The organism is Streptomyces sp. M-16 (assembly GCF_052114405.1).
Classification (GTDB): domain Bacteria; phylum Actinomycetota; class Actinomycetes; order Streptomycetales; family Streptomycetaceae; genus Streptomyces.
This window is the reverse complement of the sequence record NZ_JBFRER010000093.1, coordinates 25,309-49,335: the sequence shown is the minus strand read 5'-3', so window position 1 is coordinate 49,335 and position 24,027 is coordinate 25,309. Positions and strand designations below refer to the sequence as shown.

Annotated in this window: 18 protein-coding genes and 1 pseudogene; 11 read left to right on the top strand and 8 right to left on the bottom strand. The window is 70.4% G+C overall.

Going from position 1 to position 24,027, the window contains the following annotated elements; genetic code table 11:
- The first annotated feature begins 98 nt into the window (after window positions 1–98).
- Window positions 99–887, top strand: coding sequence for a ferritin-like domain-containing protein (locus tag AB4039_RS31330; RefSeq protein ID WP_266838203.1), 789 nt, complete (start codon window positions 99–101; stop codon window positions 885–887).
- 36 nt (window positions 888–923) lie between these two features.
- Here AB4039_RS31330 and AB4039_RS31325 read toward each other — a convergent pair whose 3' ends face one another.
- Window positions 924–1,916, bottom strand: coding sequence for a magnesium and cobalt transport protein CorA (locus tag AB4039_RS31325; RefSeq protein WP_266838201.1), 993 nt, complete (start codon window positions 1,914–1,916; stop codon window positions 924–926).
- Window positions 1,917–1,970: 54 nt separating this feature from the next.
- On the opposite strand from AB4039_RS31325, the gene AB4039_RS31320 reads away from it, so the two are divergent.
- The 4 genes from AB4039_RS31320 to mshC all read left to right on the top strand — a co-directional run bounded on the left by AB4039_RS31320 (window position 1,971) and on the right by mshC (window position 5,568).
- Entirely contained in the window at window positions 1,971–2,678 is a 708-nt protein-coding gene (locus AB4039_RS31320) for a histidine phosphatase family protein (protein ID WP_266838199.1), read from the top strand.
- A gap of 81 nt (window positions 2,679–2,759) precedes the next feature.
- Entirely contained in the window at window positions 2,760–3,350 is a 591-nt protein-coding gene (locus AB4039_RS31315) for a DUF3090 domain-containing protein (protein ID WP_266838197.1), read from the top strand.
- The gene (locus AB4039_RS31310) at window positions 3,314–4,150 is read left to right on the top strand and encodes an SCO1664 family protein (RefSeq protein WP_266838195.1); all 837 of its coding nucleotides are present in this window, start codon (window positions 3,314–3,316) and stop codon (window positions 4,148–4,150) included. The genes AB4039_RS31315 and AB4039_RS31310 overlap by 37 nt, the downstream gene beginning before the upstream one ends.
- 110 nt (window positions 4,151–4,260) lie before the next feature.
- Complete coding sequence (gene mshC / locus AB4039_RS31305; RefSeq protein ID WP_442272355.1) at window positions 4,261–5,568, top strand: cysteine--1-D-myo-inosityl 2-amino-2-deoxy-alpha-D-glucopyranoside ligase; 1,308 nt, start codon at window positions 4,261–4,263, stop codon at window positions 5,566–5,568.
- Here mshC and AB4039_RS31300 read toward each other — a convergent pair.
- From AB4039_RS31300 to AB4039_RS31280, 5 genes are all read right to left on the bottom strand, one after another.
- Complete coding sequence (locus AB4039_RS31300) at window positions 5,513–6,535, bottom strand: PAC2 family protein (RefSeq protein ID WP_266838191.1); 1,023 nt, start codon at window positions 6,533–6,535, stop codon at window positions 5,513–5,515. The genes mshC and AB4039_RS31300 overlap by 56 nt on opposite strands.
- Before the next feature lie 127 nt (window positions 6,536–6,662).
- Window positions 6,663–8,270 carry a glycerol-3-phosphate dehydrogenase/oxidase gene (locus tag AB4039_RS31295; protein ID WP_266838189.1) on the bottom strand — a complete coding sequence of 536 codons (1,608 nt, stop codon included), beginning with the start codon at window positions 8,268–8,270 and terminating at the stop codon, window positions 6,663–6,665.
- A gap of 40 nt (window positions 8,271–8,310) precedes the next feature.
- Window positions 8,311–9,837 (bottom strand): glycerol kinase GlpK, encoded by a 1,527-nt coding sequence (gene glpK, locus AB4039_RS31290; protein ID WP_442272354.1) that lies wholly within the window; start codon window positions 9,835–9,837, stop codon window positions 8,311–8,313.
- A gap of 78 nt (window positions 9,838–9,915) precedes the next feature.
- On the bottom strand, window positions 9,916–10,698 hold the full coding sequence (locus tag AB4039_RS31285; protein WP_266838185.1) for an MIP/aquaporin family protein: 783 nt from the start codon (window positions 10,696–10,698) through the stop codon (window positions 9,916–9,918).
- A 324-nt stretch (window positions 10,699–11,022) separates the two neighbouring features.
- Window positions 11,023–11,790 (bottom strand): IclR family transcriptional regulator, encoded by a 768-nt coding sequence (locus AB4039_RS31280; RefSeq protein WP_266838183.1) that lies wholly within the window; start codon window positions 11,788–11,790, stop codon window positions 11,023–11,025.
- Window positions 11,791–12,042: 252 nt separating this feature from the next.
- On the opposite strand from AB4039_RS31280, the gene metH reads away from it, so the two are divergent.
- The 4 genes and pseudogenes from metH to AB4039_RS31260 form a co-directional block, all read left to right on the top strand.
- On the top strand, window positions 12,043–15,555 hold the full coding sequence (gene metH, locus AB4039_RS31275; protein ID WP_442272353.1) for a methionine synthase: 3,513 nt from the start codon (window positions 12,043–12,045) through the stop codon (window positions 15,553–15,555).
- Window positions 15,556–15,665: 110 nt separating this feature from the next.
- Window positions 15,666–16,367, top strand: a complete 702-nt coding sequence (locus tag AB4039_RS31270; RefSeq protein WP_266838180.1) for an HAD family hydrolase — start codon at window positions 15,666–15,668, stop codon at window positions 16,365–16,367.
- 480 nt (window positions 16,368–16,847) lie between these two features.
- Complete coding sequence (locus AB4039_RS31265; RefSeq protein WP_266838178.1) at window positions 16,848–18,452, top strand: ABC transporter substrate-binding protein; 1,605 nt, start codon at window positions 16,848–16,850, stop codon at window positions 18,450–18,452.
- A gap of 72 nt (window positions 18,453–18,524) precedes the next feature.
- Window positions 18,525–20,051 (top strand): annotated as a pseudogene (locus AB4039_RS31260) (ABC transporter substrate-binding protein); the annotation flags it as partial.
- A 49-nt stretch (window positions 20,052–20,100) separates the two neighbouring features.
- Here AB4039_RS31260 and AB4039_RS31255 read toward each other — a convergent pair.
- Window positions 20,101–20,772, bottom strand: coding sequence for a response regulator (locus tag AB4039_RS31255; RefSeq protein ID WP_030233586.1), 672 nt, complete (start codon window positions 20,770–20,772; stop codon window positions 20,101–20,103).
- Between the two features lie 65 nt (window positions 20,773–20,837).
- On the bottom strand, window positions 20,838–21,713 hold the full coding sequence (locus tag AB4039_RS31250) for a RecB family exonuclease (RefSeq protein WP_266838175.1): 876 nt from the start codon (window positions 21,711–21,713) through the stop codon (window positions 20,838–20,840).
- A 225-nt stretch (window positions 21,714–21,938) separates the two neighbouring features.
- Between AB4039_RS31250 and AB4039_RS31245 the strand changes: the two genes are divergently transcribed.
- Both AB4039_RS31245 and AB4039_RS31240 read left to right on the top strand, forming a co-directional pair.
- Window positions 21,939–23,072 (top strand): site-2 protease family protein, encoded by a 1,134-nt coding sequence (locus AB4039_RS31245; RefSeq protein WP_266841511.1) that lies wholly within the window; start codon window positions 21,939–21,941, stop codon window positions 23,070–23,072.
- A gap of 18 nt (window positions 23,073–23,090) precedes the next feature.
- Complete coding sequence (locus AB4039_RS31240) at window positions 23,091–23,987, top strand: tRNA (adenine-N1)-methyltransferase (RefSeq protein WP_007263187.1); 897 nt, start codon at window positions 23,091–23,093, stop codon at window positions 23,985–23,987.
- The last annotated feature ends 40 nt before the right edge of the window (window positions 23,988–24,027 follow it).

Here is a 24,027-nt window from a genome sequence, read left to right as displayed (position 1 = left end):
GGGTTACGCCCCGGGGCCCCGCCGCGCGGCTCGTTCATTCGGCCGAGTCGGGCGAGCCCTCGGTTGCCCGCCCGGCAGATCCGCATTTGACTCGTTCCATGCTCTCTGCCCGCAGCCTGTTCCAGGAGATCGTCGGCCACGACGACTCCTTCCAGCTGTTCTGCTCCATCGCAGCCAGCGGGGAGTCCCAGGGTGGCTGGGAGAACGCCAGGATCGCCGCCCTCGTCCCCGACGGCATGCGCGACCTCGCACCCAAGATCACCCGGCACGGCGCCGACGAGGACAAACACGGCCGGATCTTCCGGGCCCTGCTGCGCAACCGCGGCCTGGCCCCCGTCCCCGTACCGCCCGAGACCGACTACACCATGCTGCTGGAGCGCCGCGGCATCGGCCTCGCGCACGACAGGCTGCGCCGCGAGCAAGCGCTGAGCGAACGGGACATCGTCGTCTACCTCGCGCACAGCCGCGTCACCGAACAGCGCGCCTCCGAGCAGATGGTCCTGCTGGTGAACCACTTCGGCGACCACCCCGAGATCGGCAAGGCCGTCCGCCAGATCAGCGGCGACGAGGACAACCACCTCGCCTACTGCCACGAGGAACTGCTGCGCCTCGCCCGCGCCGGTCACGGCCGGACCATCCAGCGGGTGCTGCGCGAGAGCGCGCTCGCCGAGATCGCCGTCCACCGGGACGTCAGCCTCGCCGTCATGGCCCACATGGGCCGGCTGCTCCGCTGGCCCGCGCCCAAGACCGCCGCGCTGGCCGCCGGCATCCGCGGGGTGTACGCGTACGAGCGCTTCGGCGGCTGGCACCGGATGGTCGGCCTGCGCCCGCCGGAGCGGCGCGACGCGCTGGGCGGCACACCCGCCACCGCGCGCGGCCACGCGTAGGCCGTTTCCCGCGGACCCCGCCGGCCGGGGCCGCCGCTACAGCCAGCCGCGCCGCTTGAACAGCCGGTGCAGGCCCGCGCACAGGCCCGCCATCAGCGCCAGCACCGCCGGATAGCCCCAGCCCTGCCGCAGCTCCGGCATGTGGTCGAAGTTCATCCCGTAGATCCCCGCGACCATCGTCGGGACGGCGGCCATGGCGGCCCAGGCGGAGATCTTGCGCATGTCGTCGTTCTGCCGGACTCCCATCTGCGCCAGGTGCGCGGCCAGCGCGTCCGACAGCAGCCGGTCCAGGCCCTCGATGTACTCGTTGGCCTTCGTCAGGTGGTCGGCGACGTCACGGAAGAAGGGCTGGGAGTGCTCGTGCACGAACGGCACCTGCCCGAAGGCGAGCCGGTCCATCGGCTGCAGCAGCGGGCTCGTCGCCCGGCGGAACTCCAGCACCTGCCGCTTGAAGCCGTAGATCCGCGCGGCGGTGTTCTTGGAGTCCGAGGCGTTCGGCGCGAACACCTCCGCCTCCAGCTCCTCCAGGTCGGCCTGGAGCTCGGCCGCCACCTCGATGTAGTGGTCCACGACCGCGTCGGACACGGCGTACAGCACGGCGGTCGGCCCGTGCCGCAACACCTCCGGCTCCTGTTCGAGCCGGTGCCGCACGGCCGCCAGCGCGGCCCCCTCGCCGTGCCGGACGGTGACCACGAACGAGTCGCCTATGAAGACCATGAGCTCGCCGGTGGTCACCGTGTCCGTGTCGTCGTCGTAGAGCACCGGCTTGAGGACCACGAACAGCGAGTCGTCGTAGACCTCCAGCTTCGGCCGCTGGTGCGCGGTCAGCGCGTCCTCCACCGCCAGCGCGTGCAGCCCGAACTCCCGGCTCACATGATCGAATTCGCTCGCCGTCGGCTCGTGCATGCCCACCCACACGAACGCGTCACCCGAGGCCCGCGCCTCGTCGAGGGCATCGGAGAAGTCCTCTGGTGCCGCGGAGCGGCGGCCGTTCCGGTACATCGCGCAGTCGACAATCACGCCGGGCATTCTCCCCCGACCGGGGCCCACCCGTACAACGACGGCACGGCATAGGCTTCCCCCATGGCCATGCTGATCCTCGTACGACACGGGCGGTCCACCGCCAACACCGCGGGCGTGCTCGCCGGATGGACCCCGGGGGTGACCCTGGACGACCACGGCGTCGCCCAGGCCGCCGCGCTTCCCGGGCGCCTCCACGCCGTGCCCCTCGTGGCCGCCGTCACCAGCCCCCTCCAGCGCTGTCACGAGACCCTCGCCCCGCTGCTCGCCGCCCGCCCCGCGCTGCCCCTGCACACCGACGAGCGCATCGGCGAATGCCACTACGGCGACTGGTCCGGCCGCAAACTCTCCGAACTCGCCGACGAACCCCTCATGAAGATCGTCCAGCAGCACCCCTCGGCCGCCGCCTTCCCCGGCGGCGAGTCCATGCGCGCCATGCAGGCGCGCGCCGTGGACGCCGTACGCGAGTGGAACGCCCGGATCGACGAGGAGCACGGCACCGACGCCGTCTACCTCATGTGCTCCCACGGCGACATCATCAAGTCCCTCGTCGCCGACGCCCTCGGCATGCACCTCGACCTCTTCCAGCGGATCCACGTCGACCCCTGCTCGGTCACCGCGATCCGCTACACCCCCACCAGGCCCTTCCTGCTGCGCCTCGGCGACACCGGGGACCTCTCGCCCCTCGTCCCGCGCACCGCCCCGTCCCCCGACACCACGACCGAGGACGGCGGGAACGCCGTCGTGGGCGGCGGCGCGGGCGCGGCCTGATCGAACGGCGCAGTAGGGTGGCATGGCGCCCCCACACGGGCGCGGCCCTGCCCTGCCCTGCCTCAGACTTGGAGACCGGTCGTGCCCCGTCAGGTGTTCCTTTACGACCCGCCGGACCGCTTCGTGGCCGGCACGGTCGGTCTGCCTGGACGCCGTACGTTCTTCCTGCAGGCCTCCGCGGGAGCCCGGGTCACCAGCGTCTCCCTGGAGAAGACCCAGGTCGCCGCACTGGCCGAGCGGATGGACGAGCTGCTCGACGAGGTCGTCCGGCGCACCGGCGGAAACGCGCCCGTCCCCGCCGTCGCCTCCACCGAGGCAGCGGACACCGCCCCCCTCGACGTCCCCGTCGAGGAGGAGTTCCGCGTCGGCACCATGGCCCTCGCCTGGGACGGCGAGGAGCAGCGGATGATCGTCGAGGCCCAGGCCCTCGTCGAACTCGACGCGGGCACCGACGAGGACCTCGCCGAGGCCGAGGAGCGCCTCCTCCAGGACGAGGAGAACGGCCCGCCGATGCTGCGCGTGCGCCTCTCCGGCGCCCAGGCCCGCGCCTTCGCCAAGCGGGCCCTGGACGTGGTCAACGCGGGCCGCCCCCCGTGCCCCCTGTGCAGTCTGCCGCTCGACCCCGAGGGACACGTGTGCCCGCGCCAGAACGGGTACCGGCGCCAGGTGTGAGCGCCGAGACCCCGATCGAGGAACTGCTCACCCGCGGTGAGCTCACCGTCCGCGGCCGCATCGCCGAGGCCTCCAACGCCGTACTGCTGTGCACGGTGGCCCACGAGGGCGCGAGCGCGGACTGCGTCTACAAGCCGGTCAAGGGCGAGCGCCCGCTGTGGGACTTCCCCGACGGCAACCTCGCCCGCCGCGAGCGCGCCGCGTACCTGGTCTCCGAGGCGACCGGGTGGGGGCTCGTCCCCGCGACGGTCCTGCGCGAGGGCCCGTACGGGGAGGGGATGGTCCAGCACTGGATCGACGCCGGAGAATCGCCGGAGGCCGGTCTCCTCGCGCTCGTCGAGGGCGAGGAGGCGGGGGAGGGCTGGAAGCCGGTCGCCTTCGCCGAGGTGGGGGAGGGCCGCACCGCCCTGCTGGTGCATGCCGACGACCCCCGGCTGCGGCGCCTCGCCGTACTCGACGCGGTGATCAACAACGGCGACCGCAAGGGCGGTCACCTGCTGCCCGCCCCCGACGGCCGGCTCTACGGCATCGACCACGGCGTGACCTTCCACGCCGAGGACAAGCTGCGCACCCTGCTGTGGGGCTGGGCGGGGGAGCCCCTCACCGACGAGGCCCGGCGGGTGCTGGGCTCCCTGGAGGCCCAGCTGGCAGAGGGGGGCCCGCTGGCCACCCGGCTGGCCGAACTGATCACCCCGGTCGAGCTGGGCGCCGTACGGGCCCGTGTGGCCCTGCTGCTGCGCAACGGGACGCACCCGAAGCCCTCCGGACAGTGGCCGGCGATCCCCTGGCCACCCGTCTGAGCGGCCACGGCCCGCGACGCACAGAACCGGCCAGACCGCAAGACGGCCGATCAAGCCAACAGTGCTGCTCCGGTTCGTTTCCGGAACACTCGTCCGGTTAGGCTCGGTGCATGCATGCCTGGCCCGCTTCTGAGGTCCCCGCCCTGCCCGGCAAGGGCCGCGACCTCCAGATCCACGACACCGCGACCCAGGGGACGATCACCCTCGACCCCGGTCCCGTCGCCCGTATCTACGTCTGCGGGATCACCCCGTACGACGCGACCCACATCGGTCACGCGGCGACCTACAACGCGTTCGACCTCGTGCAGCGCGTGTGGCTCGACAACAAGCGGCAGGTTCACTACGTCCAGAACGTCACGGACGTGGACGACCCGCTCCTGGAGCGGGCGCTGCGCGACGGCCACGACTGGACCGAGCTCGCGGAACGCGAGACCGCCCTCTTCCGCGAGGACATGACCGCCCTGCGGATGCTGCCCCCGCGGAACTACATCGGCGCCGTCGAGGCCATACCCGGCATCGTGCCGCTGGTCGAGCGGCTGCGCGACGCCGGGGCCGCCTACGAGCTCGACGGGGACGTCTACTTCTCCGTGGAGTCCGATCCGCACTTCGGCGGGGTCTCGAACCTCGACGCCCGTGCGATGCGGCTGCTGTCCGCCGAGCGGGGCGGGGACCCGGACCGTCCGGGCAAGAAGAACCCCCTCGACCCGATGCTGTGGATGGCCGCACGGCCCGGCGAGCCGAGCTGGGACGGCGGCTCCCTGGGCCGCGGCCGCCCCGGCTGGCACATCGAGTGCGTCGCCATCGCCCTGGACCACCTGGGCATGGGCTTCGACATCCAGGGCGGCGGCTCCGACCTGGCCTTCCCGCACCACGAGATGGGCGCCTCGCACGCGCAGGCCCTGACGGGCGAGTTCCCGATGGCCAAGGCCTACGTCCACGCGGGCATGGTCGCGCTGCACGGCGAGAAGATGTCCAAGTCCAAGGGCAATCTGGTCTTCGTCTCCGCGCTGCGCCGGGCCGGCGTCGACCCGGCCGCCATCCGGCTGGCCCTCCTCGCACACCACTACCGGGCCGACTGGGAGTGGACGGACGAGGTCCTCGCCGAGGCCGTGGCCCGGCTGGAGCGGTGGCGCGCGGCGGTCTCCCGGCCGGACGGCCTGCCGGCGGACGCCCTCGTCGAGGAGGTCCGCGAGGCCCTGTCGAAGGACCTGGACGCCCCGGCCGCACCCGCGCCGTCCGCGTGGCGCGCCCCCCCGCCCGGGGGCSGGGGGCGCGCTCCTCGCGTTCCACCGCCCACCGAGGCGCCGGGTCACCGGAAGACGGAGACCACGCCGAGCGGACGGCCCGGGGCCGCTGGGGCCGCTAGGCGTGGTCCTCGGGGCCGCCTTCGGGGCCGCCCTCGTCGCCCGCGCCGGTGACGTCCGGCCCGGAGGGGCCGTCCTGGTCCGCCGGGCCGTCCGGCTTCGGCTTCGCCGGGGGCCGGGGGCCGCCCGACAGGTCGCGGAAGTAGGAGCCCGTGTCGCCGGCCGTCTCCGGACCCGCCGACGGATCCCGTCGCCTCAGGTACCGCTCGAACTCCCGCGCGATCGCGTCCCCCGAGGCCTCCGGCAGGTCGGCGGTGTCCCGCGCCTCCTCCAGCGTCTGGACGTACTCCGCCACCTCGCTGTCCTCGGCGGCCAGTTGGTCCACGCCCAGCTGCCAGGCCCGCGCGTCCTCCGGGAGTTCGCCCAGCGGGATCCGGATGTCGATCAGGTCCTCCAGCCGGTTCAGCAGCGCCAGCGTCGCCTTCGGGTTCGGCGGCTGCGACACGTAGTGCGGCACCGCCGCCCACAGCGACACCGCCGGCATCCCGGCATGGGTGCAGGCCTCCTGCAGGACGCCCACGATCCCGGTCGGACCCTCGTACTTGGTCTCCTCCAGGTCCATCGTCCGCGCCAGGTCCGCGTCCGAGGTCACCCCGCTCACCGGAACCGGCCGGGTGTGCGGGGTGTCCCCGAGCAGCGCGCCCAGGATGACCACCATCTCCACGCCCAGCTCGACGGCGAAGCCGAGGATCTCCTCGCAGAACGACCGCCACCGCATGGACGGTTCGATGCCCCGCACCAGCACCAGGTCCCGCGGCTTCGCACCGCCGATCCGGACCACCGACAGCCGCGTCGTGGGCCAGGTGATCTTCCTTACCCCGTTGTCCAGCCACACCGTCGGCCGGTTGACCTGGAAGTCGTAGTAGTCCTCGGCGTCCAGCGCCGCGAAGACCTCGCCCTTCCACTCCCGGTCCAGGTGCGCCACCGCACCGGAGGCGGCGTCACCCGCGTCGTTCCAGCCCTCGAACGCGGCCACCATGACCGGGTCGATCAGCTCGGGCACGCCCTCAAGCTCGATCACCCAGGTCTCCTTCCGAAGTTCCCTTGCGTACGTGGGCCAGCCTAAGCCTTGATGAGGCACCGGCCACAGCCCACGACAGAGGGGCGGTTCCCCTCGGAACCGCCCCTCTTCCCCACCTGCGGGACAGCTATGCCTTGCGGCCCAGCATCTCCTGGACCCGGGTCCGTACGGCCTCGTCGTCCAGGCCGCGGACCGTCACGGTGGTACGGCGGCGCAGCACGTCGTCGACCGTCTCGGCCCACTCGTTGTCACGGGCGTAGGCGACCTGCGCCCAGATCTCGGGACCGTCCGGGTGGATCCGCTCGGCCAGCTCCGGGTCCTCGTTCGCCAGACGGGCGATGTCGAAGGCCAGCGAGCCGTAGTGCGAGGCCAGGTGACGGGCGGTCAGCGGGTCCATCCGGGTGCCGGGCTCACGGTCCACCAGCAGCCGGTGCGCGACCGCGTTCGGGTTGGCGACGCCGGGCAGCGCGATGCGGCGCACCAGGGACTTCACCGGCTCCATGTCCTCGGTGAGCGGGCTGCCGGGGAGCTTGGCCAGCTTGTCCATGACCACACGGCCGATGTGCCGGTACGTGGTCCACTTGCCGCCGGCCACCGACAGCATGCCGCCCGCGCCCTCGGAGACCACCGTCTCGCGCTTGGCCTTCTCGACGCCGCCGGGGCCGCCGGGCAGCACCCGCAGGCCGGCGAAGGCGTACGTCATCAGGGAGCGGTCGAGGTCGGCGTCCTTCACGGAGAAGGCCGCCTCGTCGAGGATCTGCTGGATGTCCGACTCGGTGGCGCGCACGTCCGCCGGGTCGCCCTCGTAGACCTCGTCGGTCGTACCGAGGAGCAGCTGGTCCTCCCACGGGAGGGCGAAGGTGATGCGGTACTTGTCGATCGGGGTGGCCATGGCGGCCTTCCACGGCGACTTGCGCTTCATGACGATGTGCGCGCCCTTGGACAGGCGGATCGACGGCATCGCGTGCTTGTCTTCCATGCGCCGCAGGTGGTCCACCCACGGGCCGGTGGCGTTGAGCACGACGCGCGCGTCGACCCCGAACTCGGTGCCGTCGAGGCGGTCCTTGAGCTCGGCGCCGGAGACCCGGCCGCGCGTCATGCGCAGACCGGTGACCTCGGCGTGGTTCAGGACGACCGCGCCGGACTCGACGGCCGCGCGGACCGTCATGACGGCGACGCGGGAGTCGTTCATCTGGTGGTCGTAGTAGACCGCGACGGCCTTCAGGTTGTCCGTCTTCAGACCGGGGTTGTCGGCGACGGCGCGGGCCGGCGAGATGACCTTGCCGATCCCGTCGCCGAAGGCCGAGAGCGCCGAGTACGCGAACACGCCCGCGCCCAGCTTCGCCGCGCCGACCGGACCGCCCTTGTACACGGGCAGGTAGAAGGTCAGCGGGTTGACCAGGTGCGGGGCCACGTCCTTGGCCAGCACCCGGCGCTCGTGGTGGTTCTCGGCGACCAGCTTGACCGCGCCGGTCTGCAGGTAGCGCAGACCGCCGTGGACGAGCTTGGAGGAGGCGGAGGAGGTGGCGCCGGCGAAGTCGCCGGCGTCCACCATGGCGACCCGCAGACCCGACTGCGCGGCGTGCCAGGCCACCGAGGTGCCCAGGATGCCACCGCCGATGACGAGCAGGTCGTAGGTGGCCTTCGACAGCTGCTCACGGGTCTCGGCGCGGCTCGGGTTCGAACCGGCGGTCGGGTGCGTACCCAGGGCGGGAACGCTCTGCAGGGTGCTCATATCTCTTTCAGCTCCTCGTCGATTGACTCAGCTGGTGCGGTCAGCTGGCGTCTTCGTCGTCGACCCAGCCCATGGACCGCTCCACGGCCTTGAGCCAGCTCTTGTACTCGCGGTCCCGCTGCTCGGCGGGCATGCGCGGGGTCCACTCCGCCGCGCGGCGCCAGTTGGCGCGCAGGGCGTCGGTGTCGGGCCAGAAGCCGACGGCCAGGCCGGCGGCGTAGGCGGCGCCGAGGCAGGTGGTCTCCGCGACCATGGGACGGACCACGGGGGCGTCCACGAAGTCGGAGAGGGTCTGCATCAGCAGGTTGTTGGAGGTCATGCCGCCGTCGACCTTGAGGGCCGCGAGCTCGACTCCCGAGTCCTTGGTCATGGCGTCGGTGATCTCGCGGGTCTGCCAGGCGGTGGCCTCCAGGACGGCACGGGCGATGTGCGCCTTGGTGACGTACCGGGTGAGGCCGGCGATCACACCGCGGGCGTCGGAGCGCCAGTACGGGGCGAACAGGCCGGAGAAGGCCGGCACGAAGTACGCGCCGCCGTTGTCCTCGACCGAGAGCGCGAGGGTCTCGATCTCGGCCGCGGTCTTGATCATGCCCATCTGGTCGCGCATCCACTGGACGAGCGAGCCGGTGACGGCGATGGAGCCCTCCAGGGCGTAGACCGGCTTCTGGTCGCCGATCTGGTAGCCGACCGTGGTCAGCAGGCCGCTGTAGGAGTTGATGACCTTGTCGCCGGTGTTCATCAGCATGAACGTGCCGGTGCCGTACGTGGACTTGGCCTCGCCCTCGGCGAAACAGGTCTGGCCGAACAGGGCGGCCTGCTGGTCACCGAGCGCCGAGGCGACCGGGACGCCGGCGAGGACGCCCTCCTTGACGTGGCCGTAGACCTCGGCGGAGGACTTGATCTCCGGGAGGACGTTGAGCGGGACGCCCATGGACTCGGCGATCTTGTCGTCCCAGGCCAGGGTGTGCAGGTTCATCAGCATGGTGCGCGAGGCGTTGGTGACGTCGGTGACGTGCGCACCGCCCTCGGCGCCGCCCGTGAGGTTCCAGATGACCCACGAGTCCATGGTGCCGAAGAGGRTGTCGCCGGCCTCGGCGCGCTCGCGCAGGCCCTCGACGTTGTCGAGCAGCCAGCGGACCTTCGGACCCGCGAAGTAGCTCGCCAGCGGGAGGCCGGTCTCGCGGCGGAAGCGGTCCTGGCCGACGTTGCGGCCGAGCTCCTTGCAGAGGGAGTCGGTGCGGGTGTCCTGCCAGACCAGCGCGTTGTGCACCGGCTCGCCGGTGTGCCTGTCCCACAGGACGGTGGTCTCGCGCTGGTTGGTGATGCCGACCGCCTTGACGTCGGCGGAGGTGATCTCGGCCTTGGCGATGGCTCCGGCGACGACCTCCTGGACGTTGGTCCAGATCTCGGTGGCGTCGTGCTCGACCCAGCCCGGCTTCGGGAAGATCTGCTCGTGCTCCTTCTGGTCGACGGCGACGATGCGGCCGTCGCGGTCGAAGACGATGCAGCGGGAGGAGGTGGTGCCCTGGTCGATCGCGGCGATGAAGGGGCCGGTGCTGCTGGTCATGGTGGCTGCTCCTGGCAGGTCTGAAGAGTTGGCGGAATCAGGAGGGCGGTGCGGATCTTGCGATCTTGCCGATGCTGATCAGGCGAACGCGATGTTGTACAGACCACCGGCGAGGGCGGCACCGACGAGCGGGCCGACGACCGGGATCCAGGAGTACCCCCAGTCCGAACCGCCCTTGTTGGGCAGCGGGAGCAGGGCGTGGACGATGCGCGGACCGAGGTCGCGCACCGGGTTGATGGCGTAGCCGGTCGGACCGCCCAGCGAGAGGCCGATGCCGACGACCACGAACGAGGTGATCAGGACGCCGATGACACCGAGCCCCTTGCCGTCGTCCTGGAGGCCCTGGGTCAGGATGGCCAGCACCAGGACGGCGGTACCGATGATCTCGGTCGCGAGGTTCTGCACGACATTACGGATCTCGGGGCCCGTGGAGAAGATGCCGAGCACCGGACCGGCCGTGTCGTGCGGGTGCGGGTCCTCGGGACCGAGCTTGGCGTCGCGGATGTGCTCCGGGTCGGACAGGTGCACACGGAACTGGCCGTAGTACGTGATCCACATCAGGACCGCGCCGATCATGGCGCCGAGGAGCTGGCCGGCGAGGTAGACCGGGACGTCGCCCCACTCGCCGGTCTTGACGGCGATGCCGACGGTGACCGCCGGGTTGAGGTGCGCGCCGGAGAGCGGTGCGGAGACGTAGGCGGCGATCAGGACGGCGAAACCCCAGCCGAAGGTGATCGCGAGCCAGCCCGCGTTGCGGGCCTTGGAGCTCTTGAGGGTGACGGCGGCGCAGACGCCACCACCGAGCAGAGTGAGCAGGGCGGTACCTATGGTCTCGCCGATGAAGATGTCGGAGCTGGACACCCGCGACTCCTTTGTCTTACGTCCAGGGGTGGGCGGACACCGGGTCCCTCCGGTGGTCCACGCACTCGGTGAGTGYTGCACCGGTCCTTGGCCTCGCCATAGCCTAACGCGTATTGCCGGTAGGTGTTCGACAATGCCGACCGATGAACGGCAGTTTTCCGCCTGGGTGAAGAACGCGTCAAGGGCTGGCCAGGTCAAAGAACCGGATCGTTACCACTAGGTGCGATCAGCCAAAATCGGCCAATGGGTGATCGGTAAAAGACAAAATCCACCCAAACGGCCCACAGGGTGGCCGCTGGGTGGATCAGGTGGATCAGGTCAAGCTCAGAACCGGCCCGCTCCGAGGTCGCGCGAAACCGACCGTGCGCAGTCCCGTACGGAGGCCACGAGCGCCGCCCGGGGCTCCCCGGAATCCCCGCAGACCCGCTCCACGGCCCCCGCCACCGCGACGGCGCCGACGGGCATCCGCCGCCGGTCGTGGATCGGCGCCGCCACCGAGGCGATGCCCTCCCAGGTCTCCTCGACGTCCGCGGCCCAGCCCCGCGCCCGCGTCAGGTCCAGGATCTCCTCGAAACCCGCGGCGTCCGTGACCGTACGGGGGGTGAACGCCTCCCGCTCCGCCTCCACGGCCTCCGTGTGCGCCACGGGGTCGTAGGCCGACAGGACCTTGCCCAGCGCCGTGGAGTGCAGCGGCTGCATCGCCCCCACCTCCAGCACTTGACGGCTGTCGTCCGGGCGGAACACGTGGTGCATGATCAGCACCCCGCTCTTGTGCAGCACCCCCACGTACACGCTCTCGCCGCTCGCCCGGGCCAGGTCGTCCGTCCAGACCAGCGCGCGGGCGCGCAGCTCGTGCACGTCCAGGTAGCTGTTGCCCAGGCGCAGCAGCTCCGCGCCCAGCTGATAGCGGCCCGAGGCCGCGTCCTGCTCCACGAAACCCTCGGCCTGCAGCGTGCGCAGGATCCCGTGCGCCGTGCCCTTGGCCAGGCCCAGGGAGGACGCCACATCCGAGAGACCCAGCCGGCGTTCCCCGCCCGCCAGGAGCCGCAGCATCGCAGCGGCTCGTTCGAGCGACTGGATGTTCCGTGCCATCGCGCAGCCTCCTGCTGACGTAGTTCGACAATGCTGAACACTATCGGTCGATGCCGACCTTGTGTATGGTCGGGCGGCTTCCGGCGCGCCGCGCGCCGCACCATCCCCCGTCCGGGCCCCGCGCACAGAATGCAGTCCGCCACGTGGGACGACCGCACCGGGTCCGGTGCGGCGCGGTTACCCTGACCGCGTGCACCCTTGACACAGAGGGGGTGCAAAGCCGACAGCCGTCGCATCCCAGGGAGCTCAACCATGGCCTCGTTGCCGAACCCGCCCGCAGACACCCAGACCCGGGCCGATGCCCTCCGAGAGGCGCTCGCGACCCGCGTGGTCGTCGCCGACGGAGCCATGGGAACCATGCTCCAGGCGCAGGACCCCACGATGGAGGACTTCCAGCAGCTCGAAGGCTGCAACGAGGTCCTGAACGTGACCCGCCCCGACATCGTGCGTTCGGTCCACGAGGCCTACTACTCGGTGGGCGTGGACTGCGTCGAGACCAACACCTTCGGCGCGAACTTCGCCGCCCTCGCCGAGTACGACATCCCCGAGCGCAACTTCGAGCTCTCCGAGGCCGGTGCCCGGATCGCCCGCGAGGTCGCCGACGAGTTCACCGCCACGACCGGACAGCAGCGCTGGGTGCTCGGCTCCATCGGCCCCGGCACCAAGCTCCCCACCCTCGGCCACATCACCTACGCGCAGATCCGCGACGCCTACCAGATCAACGCCGAAGGCCTGATCTCCGGCGGCGCGGACGCCCTCCTGGTGGAGACCACCCAGGACCTGCTCCAGACCAAGTCCTCCGTCATCGGCGCCCGCCGCGCGATGGAGGCCCTCGGCGTCTCCGTGCCGCTCATCTGCTCCGTGACCGTCGAGACCACCGGCACCATGCTGCTCGGCTCCGAGATCGGCGCCGCGCTCACCGCGCTGGAGCCGCTCGGCATTGACATGATCGGCCTGAACTGCGCCACCGGCCCCGCCGAGATGAGCGAGCACCTGCGCTACCTCGCCCGCAACGCGCGCATCCCGCTCTCCTGCATGCCCAACGCCGGCCTGCCCGTCCTCGGCAAGAACGGCGCGCACTACCCGCTGTCCGCCCCCGAGCTCGCGGACGCCCAGGAGACGTTCGTCCGTGAGTACGGTCTTTCTCTGGTGGGTGGCTGCTGTGGTACGACGCCGGAGCACTTGCGGCAGGTGGTGGAGCGGGTCCGCGGCCTGAGTCCGGCCGTCCGTGAGCCCCGGCCGGAGCCCGGTGCGTCCTCGCTGTACCAGACGGTGCCGTTCCGGCAGGACACCGCGTACATGGCGATCGGTGAGCGGACGAACGCGAACGGGTCGAAGAAGTTCCGTGAGGCGATGCTGGAGGCCCGCTGGGACGACTGTGTGGAGATGGCCCGGGACCAGATCCGTGAGGGCGCGCACATGCTGGATCTGTGCGTGGATTACGTGGGCCGTGACGGGGTCGCGGACATGAAGGAGCTGGCGGGCCGTTTCGCGACGGCCTCGACGCTGCCCATCGTGCTGGACTCCACCGAGGTCCCGGTCCTGCAGGCGGGCCTGGAGAAGCTGGGCGGGCGTGCGGTCATCAACTCGGTGAACTACGAGGACGGTGACGGTCCGCAGTCGCGTTTCGCGAAGGTCACCGCTCTGGCCCGGGAGCACGGCGCCGCGCTGATCGCGCTGACGATCGACGAGGAGGGCCAGGCCCGCACGGTGGAGCACAAGGTCGCGATCGCGGAGCGTCTGATCGCGGATCTGACGGGGAACTGGGGCATCAACGAGTCGGACGTCCTCATCGACACCCTGACGTTCACGATCTGCACGGGGCAGGAGGAGTCCCGCAAGGACGGGATCGCGACGATCGAGTCGATCCGCGAGCTCAAGCGCCGTCACCCGGACGTGCAGACGACGCTGGGTCTGTCGAACATTTCGTTCGGGCTGAATCCGGCCGCCCGTGTCCTGCTGAACTCGGTGTTCCTGGACGAGTGCGTGAAGGCGGGTCTGGATTCGGCGATCGTGCACGCGTCGAAGATCCTGCCGATCGCCCGTTTCGACGAGGAGCAGGTCACCACTGCCCTGGATCTGATCTACGACCGGCGTGAGGGTGACTACGACCCGCTGCAGAAGCTGATGGCGCTGTTCGAGGGGGTGAACACGAAGTCGCTGAAGGCGGGCCGGGCGGAGGAGCTGCTGGCGCTGCCGCTGGACGAACGGCTGCAGCGGCGGATCATCGACGGGGAGAAGAACGGCCTGGAGCGGGACCTGGACGAGGCGCTGGAGAGCAGGCCGGCCCTGGACATCGTCAACGACACCCTCCTGGAGGGCATGAAGGTCGTCGGTGAGCTGTTCGGTTCCGGTCAGATGCAGCTGCCGTTCGTCCTCCAGTCGGCCGAGGTGATGAAGACGGCGGTGGCCTATCTGGAGCCGCACATGGAGAAGACCGATGACGAGGGCAAGGGCACGATCGTGCTGGCCACGGTCCGCGGTGACGTCCACGACATCGGCAAGAACCTCGTCGACATCATCTTGACGAACAACGGCTACAACGTCGTCAACATCGGCATCAAGCAGCCGGTCTCCGCGATCCTGGAAGCCGCCCAGGAACACAAGGCCGACGTCATCGGCATGTCCGGTCTCCTGGTCAAGTCCACCGTGATCATGAAGGAGAACCTGGAAGAGCTCAACCAGCGCAAGCTGGCCGCCGACTACCCCGTCATCCTCGGCGGCGCCGCCCTCACCCGCGCCTACGTCGAACAGGACCTCCACGAAATCTACGAAGGCGAAGTCCGCTACGCCCGCGACGCCTTCGAAGGCCTGCGCCTCATGGACGCCCTCATCGCGGTCAAGCGCGGCGTCCCCGGCGCCTCGCTGCCCGAGCTGAAGCAGCGCCGCGTGGCCAAGCGGGACACCCCGGCGCTCCAGGTGGAGGAGCCCCAGGAGCCGGGCGGCCGTTCCGACGTGTCCGTCGACAACCCGGTCCCCACCCCTCCCTTCTGGGGCACCCGCGTGGTCAAGGGCATCCCGCTCAAGGACTACGCATCCTGGCTGGACGAGGGAGCCCTGTTCAAGGGCCAGTGGGGCCTCAAGCAGGCCCGCGCGGGCGGAGCCACGTACGAGGAGCTCGTCGAGAGCGAGGGCCGTCCGCGCCTGCGCGGCCTCCTGGAGAAGCTCCACACCGAGAACCTCCTCGAAGCGGCCGTGGTCTACGGCTACTTCCCCTGCGTCTCCAAGGGCGACGACCTGATCATCCTCGACGAGCAGGGCAACGAGCGGACCCGCTTCACCTTCCCGCGCCAGCGCCGCGGCCGCCGTCTGTGCCTCGCGGACTTCTTCCGCCCCGAGGAGTCCGGCGAGACCGACGTGGTCGGCCTCCAGGTGGTCACCGTCGGCTCGAAGATCGGCGAGGCCACGGCCAAGCTGTTCGAGTCCGACTCCTACCGCGAGTACCTGGAGCTGCACGGCCTCTCCGTCCAGCTCGCCGAGGCCATGGCCGAGTACTGGCACGCCCGCGTCCGCGCCGAGCTCGGTTTCGGCGGCGAGGACCCGGCCGCCGTGGAGGACATGTTCGACCTCAAGTACCGGGGGGCCCGCTTCTCCCTCGGCTACGGCGCCTGCCCCGACCTGGAGGACCGGGCGAAGATCGCCGACCTCCTCCAGCCGGAGCGGATCGGCGTCCACCTCTCGGAGGAGTTCCAGCTCCACCCCGAGCAGTCCACCGACGCCATCGTGATTCACCACCCCGAAGCGAAGTATTTCAACGCACGCTGACGCGGACCGGCGTACACTGGTCGGTCCCATACAGGCCGGTCACCTGCTACCGAGGGGTTGCCCCCACGGCGAGGTGACCGGCCTTGTCGTCCCCTGCGAGAGGCGTACGCATGACCAGCACCGTTCCCGCTCCCGTCGCCCGTACGGCAGACGGGCACGCCCTGCAGGCGGTGCTCCTCGACATGGACGGCACCCTCGTGGACACCGAGGGGTTCTGGTGGGAGATCGAGGCGGAGATCTTCCGGGAACTCGGCCACCGGCTCGACGACGCCTGGCGCGACATCGTCGTCGGCGGCCCCATGAGCCGCAGCGCGGCCTTCCTCATCGAGGCCACCGGCGCCGCCATCGGCCTCGCCGAGCTGAGCGTGCTGCTCAACGAGCGCTTCGAGGCCCGCATCGCCGACCAGGTCCCGCTGATGCCCGGCGCCGAGCGGCTGCTGAGCGAGCTGGCCCGGCACAACGTGCCCACCGCCCTGGTCTCCGCCTCCCACCGCCGGGTCATCGACCAGGTGCTGCTCACCCTCGGCCGCGACCGGTTCACCATGACCGTCGCCGGGGACGAGGTCCCGCGCACCAAGCCGCACCCCGACCCGTACCTGCTGGCCGCGAGCACCCTGGGCGCGCACCCCTCGCGGTGCGCGGTCATCGAGGACACCCCCACCGGTGTCGCGGCCGCCGAGGCCGCCGGCTGCCGCGTCGTGGCCGTGCCCTCCGTCGGCCGGATCGAGCCGGCCCCGGGCCGCACCGTGGTGGCCTCGCTCGAAGAGGTGGACCTGCCGTTCCTGCGGTCCCTCATCACTCCGCTGAACTGACCGCGCACGCTCCGTACCGAACGGAACGGGGGTGCGGTCGCGGTCCCACGAGAGGATCTTCCGCGCCCGCCCCCGGAGGCCGAAATTCCATCCTGCCGGGGAATGTTGCAGTGGGTGACCTTGGTCACCCGGGGAGACCGGGACGGGCCCGTCGGAGTGCCCCGAGCCCTTCCCATGTGTCCGGATTGATCATCTCCTGACCACATCTGCGAAGACTCCGGCATAAGCGGTCAGTCCGCTCCCATCACCGTGCGATTACGCCCCAACTCCTGCCGGTTCAAGCCATCCCGTCCCGGGCCACTAATGTCGATCCGGGCACTCCGCACGCACCTCTGCCGCACTGGCCGCACACCCCTGCGCCGGTACCGCGTGGACCGATCGTCAAACACCGGCCCGATCGTTCCGCCCTGAACGGGCGACCGCCGCGAAGTGCCCTCTACGCCGCTTTGACCAAGTGCCGGGTGAGGGAGTACTTCCAGCATGAACCGCAAGACCATGGTGCTGACGGCCGCGATCGGCCTGCTCACCCCCGCGCTGTCCGCATGCGGCAGCGCGAGTGGCGGAGGAGCAGCGTCCGGAGCGATCGTCGTCGGTACCACCGACCGGTTCGAGGCCGCCGACTACGCCCCCGCCCCCTTCGACCCCGCCTACGCCTACGACGCCGGCGCCTGGAACGTCCTGCGCCAGACCGTCCAGACGCTGATGCACACCCCGCGTGGCGGCGGCCAGCCCGTCCCCGAAGCCGCGTCCGACTGCCGCTTCACCGACACGGGCAACGAGAGCTACCGCTGCGTCCTGCGGCCCGGCCTGAAGTTCGCGAGCGGCGACCCGCTCACCGCCAAGGACGTCAAGTTCTCCATCGACCGCGTCCTCGCGATCAAGGACGAGAACGGCCCCTCCTCCCTCCTCTCCACCCTCGACACCGTCGAGGTCAAGGGCGCCGACACCGTCGTCTTCCACCTGAAGACCGCCGACGCGACCTTCCCGTACAAGCTCTCCACCCCCGCCGCCGGCATCGTCAGCGAGAAGAACTACGAGGCCAAGAAGCTCCGCCCCGGCTTCGCCGTCGACGGCTCCGGCCCCTACACGATGAAGGCCGAGGTCAAGGACGACCACCTCGTCCGGGCCGTCTTCACCAAGAACCCGAACTACAAGGGCGACATCAAGCTGCAGAACGACAAGGTCGAACTGCGCACCTTCGCCGACTCCGCCTCCATGGGCAAGGCCCTCACCGACGGCTCCGTCCACATGGTCTCGCGCACCCTGGCGCCCGCCCAGATCGCCGACTTCTCCGCGAAGCCGCCCAAGGGCGTCAAGCTCGTGCCCCTGCCCGGCCTGGAGATCCGCTACCTCGGCTTCAACACCGACGCCCCGGTCGTCAAGGACAAGGCCGTACGCCAGGCCCTCGCCGCCGCCGTCGACCGCAACAACGTCATCTCCAAGGTCTACGGCAAGGCCGCGCAGCCCCTGTACTCGCTGGTCCCCACCACGGTGACCGGCCACGTCAACTCGTTCTTCAACAAGTACGGCGAGGCCAACACCGCCAAGGCAGCCGACCTGCTGAGGGCCGCCGGGATCAAGACCCCGGTCAAGCTCACCCTGAACTACACCAAGGACCACTACGGCGACGGCACCGCCGCCGAGTTCGAGGCCCTGAAGACCCAGCTGAACTCCACCCAGCTGTTCGACATCACCGTCCAGGGCAACGACTGGTCCGACTTCCGGCCCGCGCAGAAGAAGGGCGACTACGCCGCCTACGGGCTCGGCTGGTTCCCCGACTACCCGGACGCCGACAACTTCCTCGCCCCCTTCCTGGAGGCCGACAACTTCCTGGGCACGCCGTACGCCAACAGCACGGTGCGCACCAGGCTCATCCCCGACTCCCGGCGCGCGGCCGACCGCAACACCGCCGCACCCGCGATCGCGGACATGCAGGACATCGTCGCCGAGGACGTACCCGTCCTGCCCCTGTGGCAGGGCAAGCAGTACGTCGCCGCACGCGACGGGATCACCGGGGTGGAGTGGTCGGTCAACGCCATCTCCGACCTCCAGCTGTGGGAACTCGGCCGGGGTGTCAGCGGCTGAGACCCGGCAGCAACCGGCGGCGGACGTCGCAGGCCGGCGCAACGACCAGACAAGACTGTGAAGGACATTCGCGTGAAGAGACGTAACCAGTGGTTGGCGGCCCCGCTCGGCGCGGCCACCGCCGCCGCGCTGCTCAGCGGTTGCGGTTCGACCGATGGCGCCAACGCCGGCAGCGGCAAGGGCGTGGTCATGGGGATATCCGACAAGGTGAAGTCGACCGACCCGGCGGCGGGCTACGACCCGGGCTCCTGGCTGCTCTTCAACAACGTCTTCCAGTCGCTGCTCAGCTTCCCCAAGGGCGGCACGACCCCCGAGCCCGACGCCGCGCAGTCCTGCGCCTTCGAGGGCGCCGACAGCAAGCAGTTCAAGTGCGTCCTGCGCACCGGCCTGAAGTTCAGCAACGGCCACAGCCTCACCTCGAAGGACGTCAAGTTCTCCTTCGAGCGCACGCTGAAGATCAACGACGACGCCGGTCCGGCCGTCATGCTGTCCTCGATCGCCGGCATCGACACCCCCGACGAGAAGACCGTCGTCTTCCGCCTCAAGACGTCCGACGCGACCTTCCCCAGCAAGATCGCGTCTGGCGCGGGCTCCATCGTCGACCACGCCGAGTACCCGGCGAACAAGCTCCGCACGGACGGCAAGGCCATCGGCTCCGGCGTGTACAAGCTGGACTCGATCAACGAGAAGAGCGCCAGCTTCTCCGTCAACGAGGCCTACAGCGGCAAGGCCAAGGCCAAGAACACCGGCGTCACGCTGAAGTTCTTCAACGGCGACCAGGCCGGCCTCAAGACGGTCCTGGAGAGCGGCGACGTCGACTTCGCCTTCCGCGGTCTCGCCGCCAAGGACATCGCCGCCCTCGCCTCGGTCAAGACCGGCGACAACAAGGTCGACGTCGTCCAGGGCACCGGCGCCGAAGTCGAGCACATGGTCTTCAACGTCAACGACCCCGTCGTCGGCAAGCTCCCCGTCCGCAAGGCCATCGCCTACCTGATCGACCGCGAAGCGCTCGTCAAGGACGTGTACGCGGGCACCGCCGCCCCGCTCTACTCGATCGTCCCCGCGGGCATCGCCGGACACACCACCCCCTTCTTCGACCGCTACGGCGGCAGCCCCCAGGTCGAGAAGGCCAAGGCGGTCCTGAAGGCCGCCAACATCACCGGCAAGATCAAGCTCACCCTGTACTCCACGCCGTCCCGCTACGGCCCCTCCACCGACCAGCAGTTCCAGGTCATCGCGAAGCAGCTCAACGACAGCGGCCTTTTCGAGGCCGACATGAAGTCCGTCGAGTACGAGCAGTACGAGAAGGACATCCAGGACGGCAAGTACGGCGTCTACGTCAAGGGCTGGGTCCCCGACTACCCGGACGCCGACAACTTCACGCAGCCGTTCTTCGGCCCGGACAACGTGCTGCACAACAACTACGACAACAAGGAGATCACCGGGACCCTCATCCCGGCGACCAACACCAAGTCCGACCGCACCGCGGCCAACACGGACTACACCCGTCTCCAGGACATCGTCGCCGACGAACTCCCGATCATCCCGCTCTGGCAGGGCAAGCAGTACGCCGTCACCCGCCAGAACGTCACCGGCCTGGGCGGGCGGCCGCACACGCGGCCGCCGGCCCTTTCGCGATCGGGCCCCGCTACTGGGCGCCCGGACGCACCAGCCCGCTCTCGTACGCGTACACGGCCGCCTGCACCCGGTCCCGCAGCCCCAGCTTCGTCAACACGTGACCCACGTGCGTCTTCACCGTCGTCTCGCTCACGAACAGGTCCGCCGCGATCTCCGCGTTCGACAACCCCCGGGCCACCAGCTTGAGCACCTCCACCTCGCGCTCCGTCAGCGTCCCCAGCGTGTCCGGCAGGCTCTCCTCACCCGACGGCAGGTGCCCCGCGTACTTGTCCAGCAGCCGCCGCGTGATGCTCGGCGCCAGCATCGCCTCGCCCCCCGCGACCACCCGGATCGCCTGCACCAGCTCGTTCGCCGGGGCGTCCTTCAACAGGAAGCCGCTCGCCCCCGCCCGCAGCGCCTCCACCACGTACTCGTCCAGGTCGAACGTCGTCAGCACCAGCACCTTCGCCGGCCCGTTCCGCTCCGGACCCGTGATCTGCCGCGTCGCCTCCACCCCGTCCATCCGCGGCATCCGGATGTCCATCAGCACCACATCGGGCTGCAGCGCCCGCACCTGGTCCAGCGCCTGCAGACCGTCCCCGGCCTCACCCACCACCACCAGGTCCTGCTCGGCCTCCAGGATCATCCGGAAACCGGTGCGCAGCAGTGGCTGGTCGTCGACCAGCAGGACGCGGATCGCCACGGGGTGTACCTCGAATTCGTCGGACGGCATCGGCGGACCCCGCCCATTGTGCCCTGACCGGACGATCAGGAATCGGCCGGCCGGTCCGCCGCCGGCCTCGGCGTGATCACCAGCGGATACGCCGGGGGAGTYCCCCCGAACTCCGGACACACCGCCTGATGATCACACCAGCCGCACAGCTTCGTCGGCCGCGGCCGCCAGTCACCCGTCTCCGTCGCCTCACGGATGGCCTCCCACAACGCGTGCAGCTTGCGCTCCACCCGCTCCAGATCCGCCACCACCGGGTCGTACGTCAGCACGTCCCCACTGCCCAGGTACACCAGCTGCAGCCGCCGCGGCACCACCCGCTTCAGCCGCCACACCACCAGCGCGTAGAACTTCATCTGGAACAGCGCGCCCTCGGCGTACTCCGGCCGCGGCGCCTTCCCCGTCTTGTAGTCGACGATCCGCACCTCACCCGACGGCGCCACGTCCACCCGGTCGATGATCCCCCGCAGACGCAGCCCCGACTCCAGCTCCGTCTCCACGAAGAACTCCCGCTCCACCGGCTCCAGCCGCGTCGGGTCCTCCAGCGTGAACCACCGCTCCACCAGCGCCTCGGCCTCCGTCAGCCACCGCGCCAGGCCCGCACCCTCGTCCCCCTCCGGGAACAGCTCCGCCAGCTCCGGCTTCGCCCGCAGCAACCGGTCCCACTGCCCCGGGACCAACGCCTTCGCCACCGGCGCCGTCCGCTCCGCCGCCGGATGATCGAAGAGCCGCTCCAGCACCGCGTGCACCAGAGTGCCCCGCGTCGCCGCCGCGCTCGGCTTCTCCGGCAGCTTGTCGATCACCCGGAACCGGTACAGCAGCGGGCACTGCATGAAATCACCCGCCCGCGAAGGCGACAGCGAGGTGGGCCGGGCAGCAGCCGGGGAAGGATCGGCACCGGGGATCGTCGTCATGCGTGAAACCCTACGGCCCACCGCCGACAGCACGCGCATACCATCGACTCCGGCGCCCTCGCACTGCATGATCGGAGCATCACACCGCGCTACCGCACCAAGCGGCGCACCCACGACATGGACCACACTGGAACCACCGGCACCGAACGAAGGACAACCGTGGCAGACACCGACGAAACCGGCGAGCGCACGGCCAAGCGCTCCGACCCGGGCGGCGGGATCCTCATGGGCCGCCCCTTCGGCGTACCCGTCTACGTCTCGCCCAGCTGGTTCCTCGTCGCCGCCCTCATCACCTGGGTCTTCGGCGACCGGCTCGACCAGGTCCTGCCCGACCTCGGCCCGACCCGCTACCTCGTCTCCCTCTTCTTCGCCGTCGCCTTCTACGCCTCCGTCCTCGTCCACGAACTCGCCCACACCGTCGCCGCGCTCCGCTTCAAACTCCCCGTGCGCCGCATCCAGCTCCAGTTCTTCGGCGGAGTCTCCGAGATCGAGAAGGAATCCGAGACGCCCGGCCGCGAATTCGTCCTCGCCTTCGTCGGCCCCCTGCTCTCCCTCGTCCTCGCCGGACTCTTCTACCTCGGCATGAAGGCCGTCGACCCCGCCACCGTCCCCGGCGTCCTCCTGGCCGGCCTCATGATCTCCAACCTCCTCGTCGCCGCCTTCAACCTCCTGCCCGGCCTCCCCCTCGACGGAGGCCGCATGCTCCGCGCGGTGATCTGGGGCATCACCGGCAAACCCATGACCGGCACCGTCGCCGCAGCCTGGGTCGGCCGCGGCCTCGCCGTCACCGTCCTCCTCGGCCTCCCCCTCCTCACCCACACCGGGCTCCTCGGCAACCGCACCCAGGAGATCGGCGGCATGGACACCGTCATGGACGCCCTCCTCGCCGCCATCCTCGCCGCGATCATCTGGACCGGCGCAGGCAACAGCCTCCGCCTCGCCCGCCTGCGCGAACACCTCCCCGAACTCCAGGCCCGCGCCCTCACCCGCCGCGCCATCCCCGTCGAGAACGCCACCCCCCTCTCCGAAGCCCTCCGCCGCGCCAACGAAGCCGGAGCCCGCGCCCTCGTCGTCGTCGACGGCCACGGCGACCCCACCGCCATCGTCCGCGAAACCGCCATCGCCTCCGTCCCCGAACACCGCCGGCCCTGGGTCGCCGTCAGCACCCTCGCCCAGGACCTCACCGACGGCATGAAGGTTTCAGCCGAGCTCACCGGCGAAGAACTCCTCGACCACCTCCGCGCCACCCCCGCCAGCGAATACCTCGTCCTCGAAACCGGCGGCGAGATCTACGGCGTCCTGTCCACCCTCGACGTCGAGAAGGCCTTCGTGAAGGCCATGGCGCGGCCCCAGTCCTGAACCCAATACACTGGTCACATGTCCGAACCGACCGGTGCCGCCCGCCGACGCGGGCCCTTCGAGGTCGGGGACCAGGTTCAGCTCACCGACCCCAAGGGCCGCCACTACACGTTCACGCTCGAAGCCGGGAAGAATTTCCACACCCACAAGGGTTCCTTCCCGCACGACGAGCTGATCGGTGCTCCCGAGGGCAGTGTTGTCCGCACCACGGGCAACGTCGCGTACCTCGCGCTGCGCCCCCTGCTCCCCGACTATGTCCTGTCCATGCCCCGCGGCGCCGCCGTGGTCTACCCCAAGGACGCGGGCCAGATCCTGGCCTTCGCCGACATCTTCCCCGGCGCCCGCGTCGTGGAAGCAGGAGTGGGCTCCGGCTCCCTGAGCAGCTTCCTGCTGCGCGCCATCGGCGACCAGGGCATGCTCCACAGCTACGAGCGCCGCGCGGACTTCGCCGAGATCGCCACGGCCAACGTCGAACGCTACTTCGGCGGCCCCCACCCCGCGTGGCAGCTGACCGTGGGCGACCTCCAGGACAACCTGTCCGACACCGACGTCGACCGCGTGATCCTCGACATGCTCGCCCCCTGGGAGTGCCTGGAGGCCGTCTCCAAGGCACTCGTCCCCGGCGGCATCCTCTGCTGCTACGTGGCCACCACCACCCAGCTCTCGCGCACCGTCGAATCCATCCGCGAATTCGGCTGCTACGCCGAACCGCAGCCCTGGGAATCGATGATCCGCAACTGGCACGTCGAGGGCCTCGCCGTCCGCCCGGACCACCGGATGATCGGCCACACCGGCTTCCTCGTCACCGCCCGCCGCCTCGCGGACGGCGTCGAGCCCCCCATGCGCCGCCGCCGCCCCTCCAAGGGCGCCTACGGCGAGGACTACGAGGGCCCCGGCAGCGACCGCTCCGCCTAGGACCCGTCCTCACGCCCAACACGAAAGCGCTGTGGCGCAG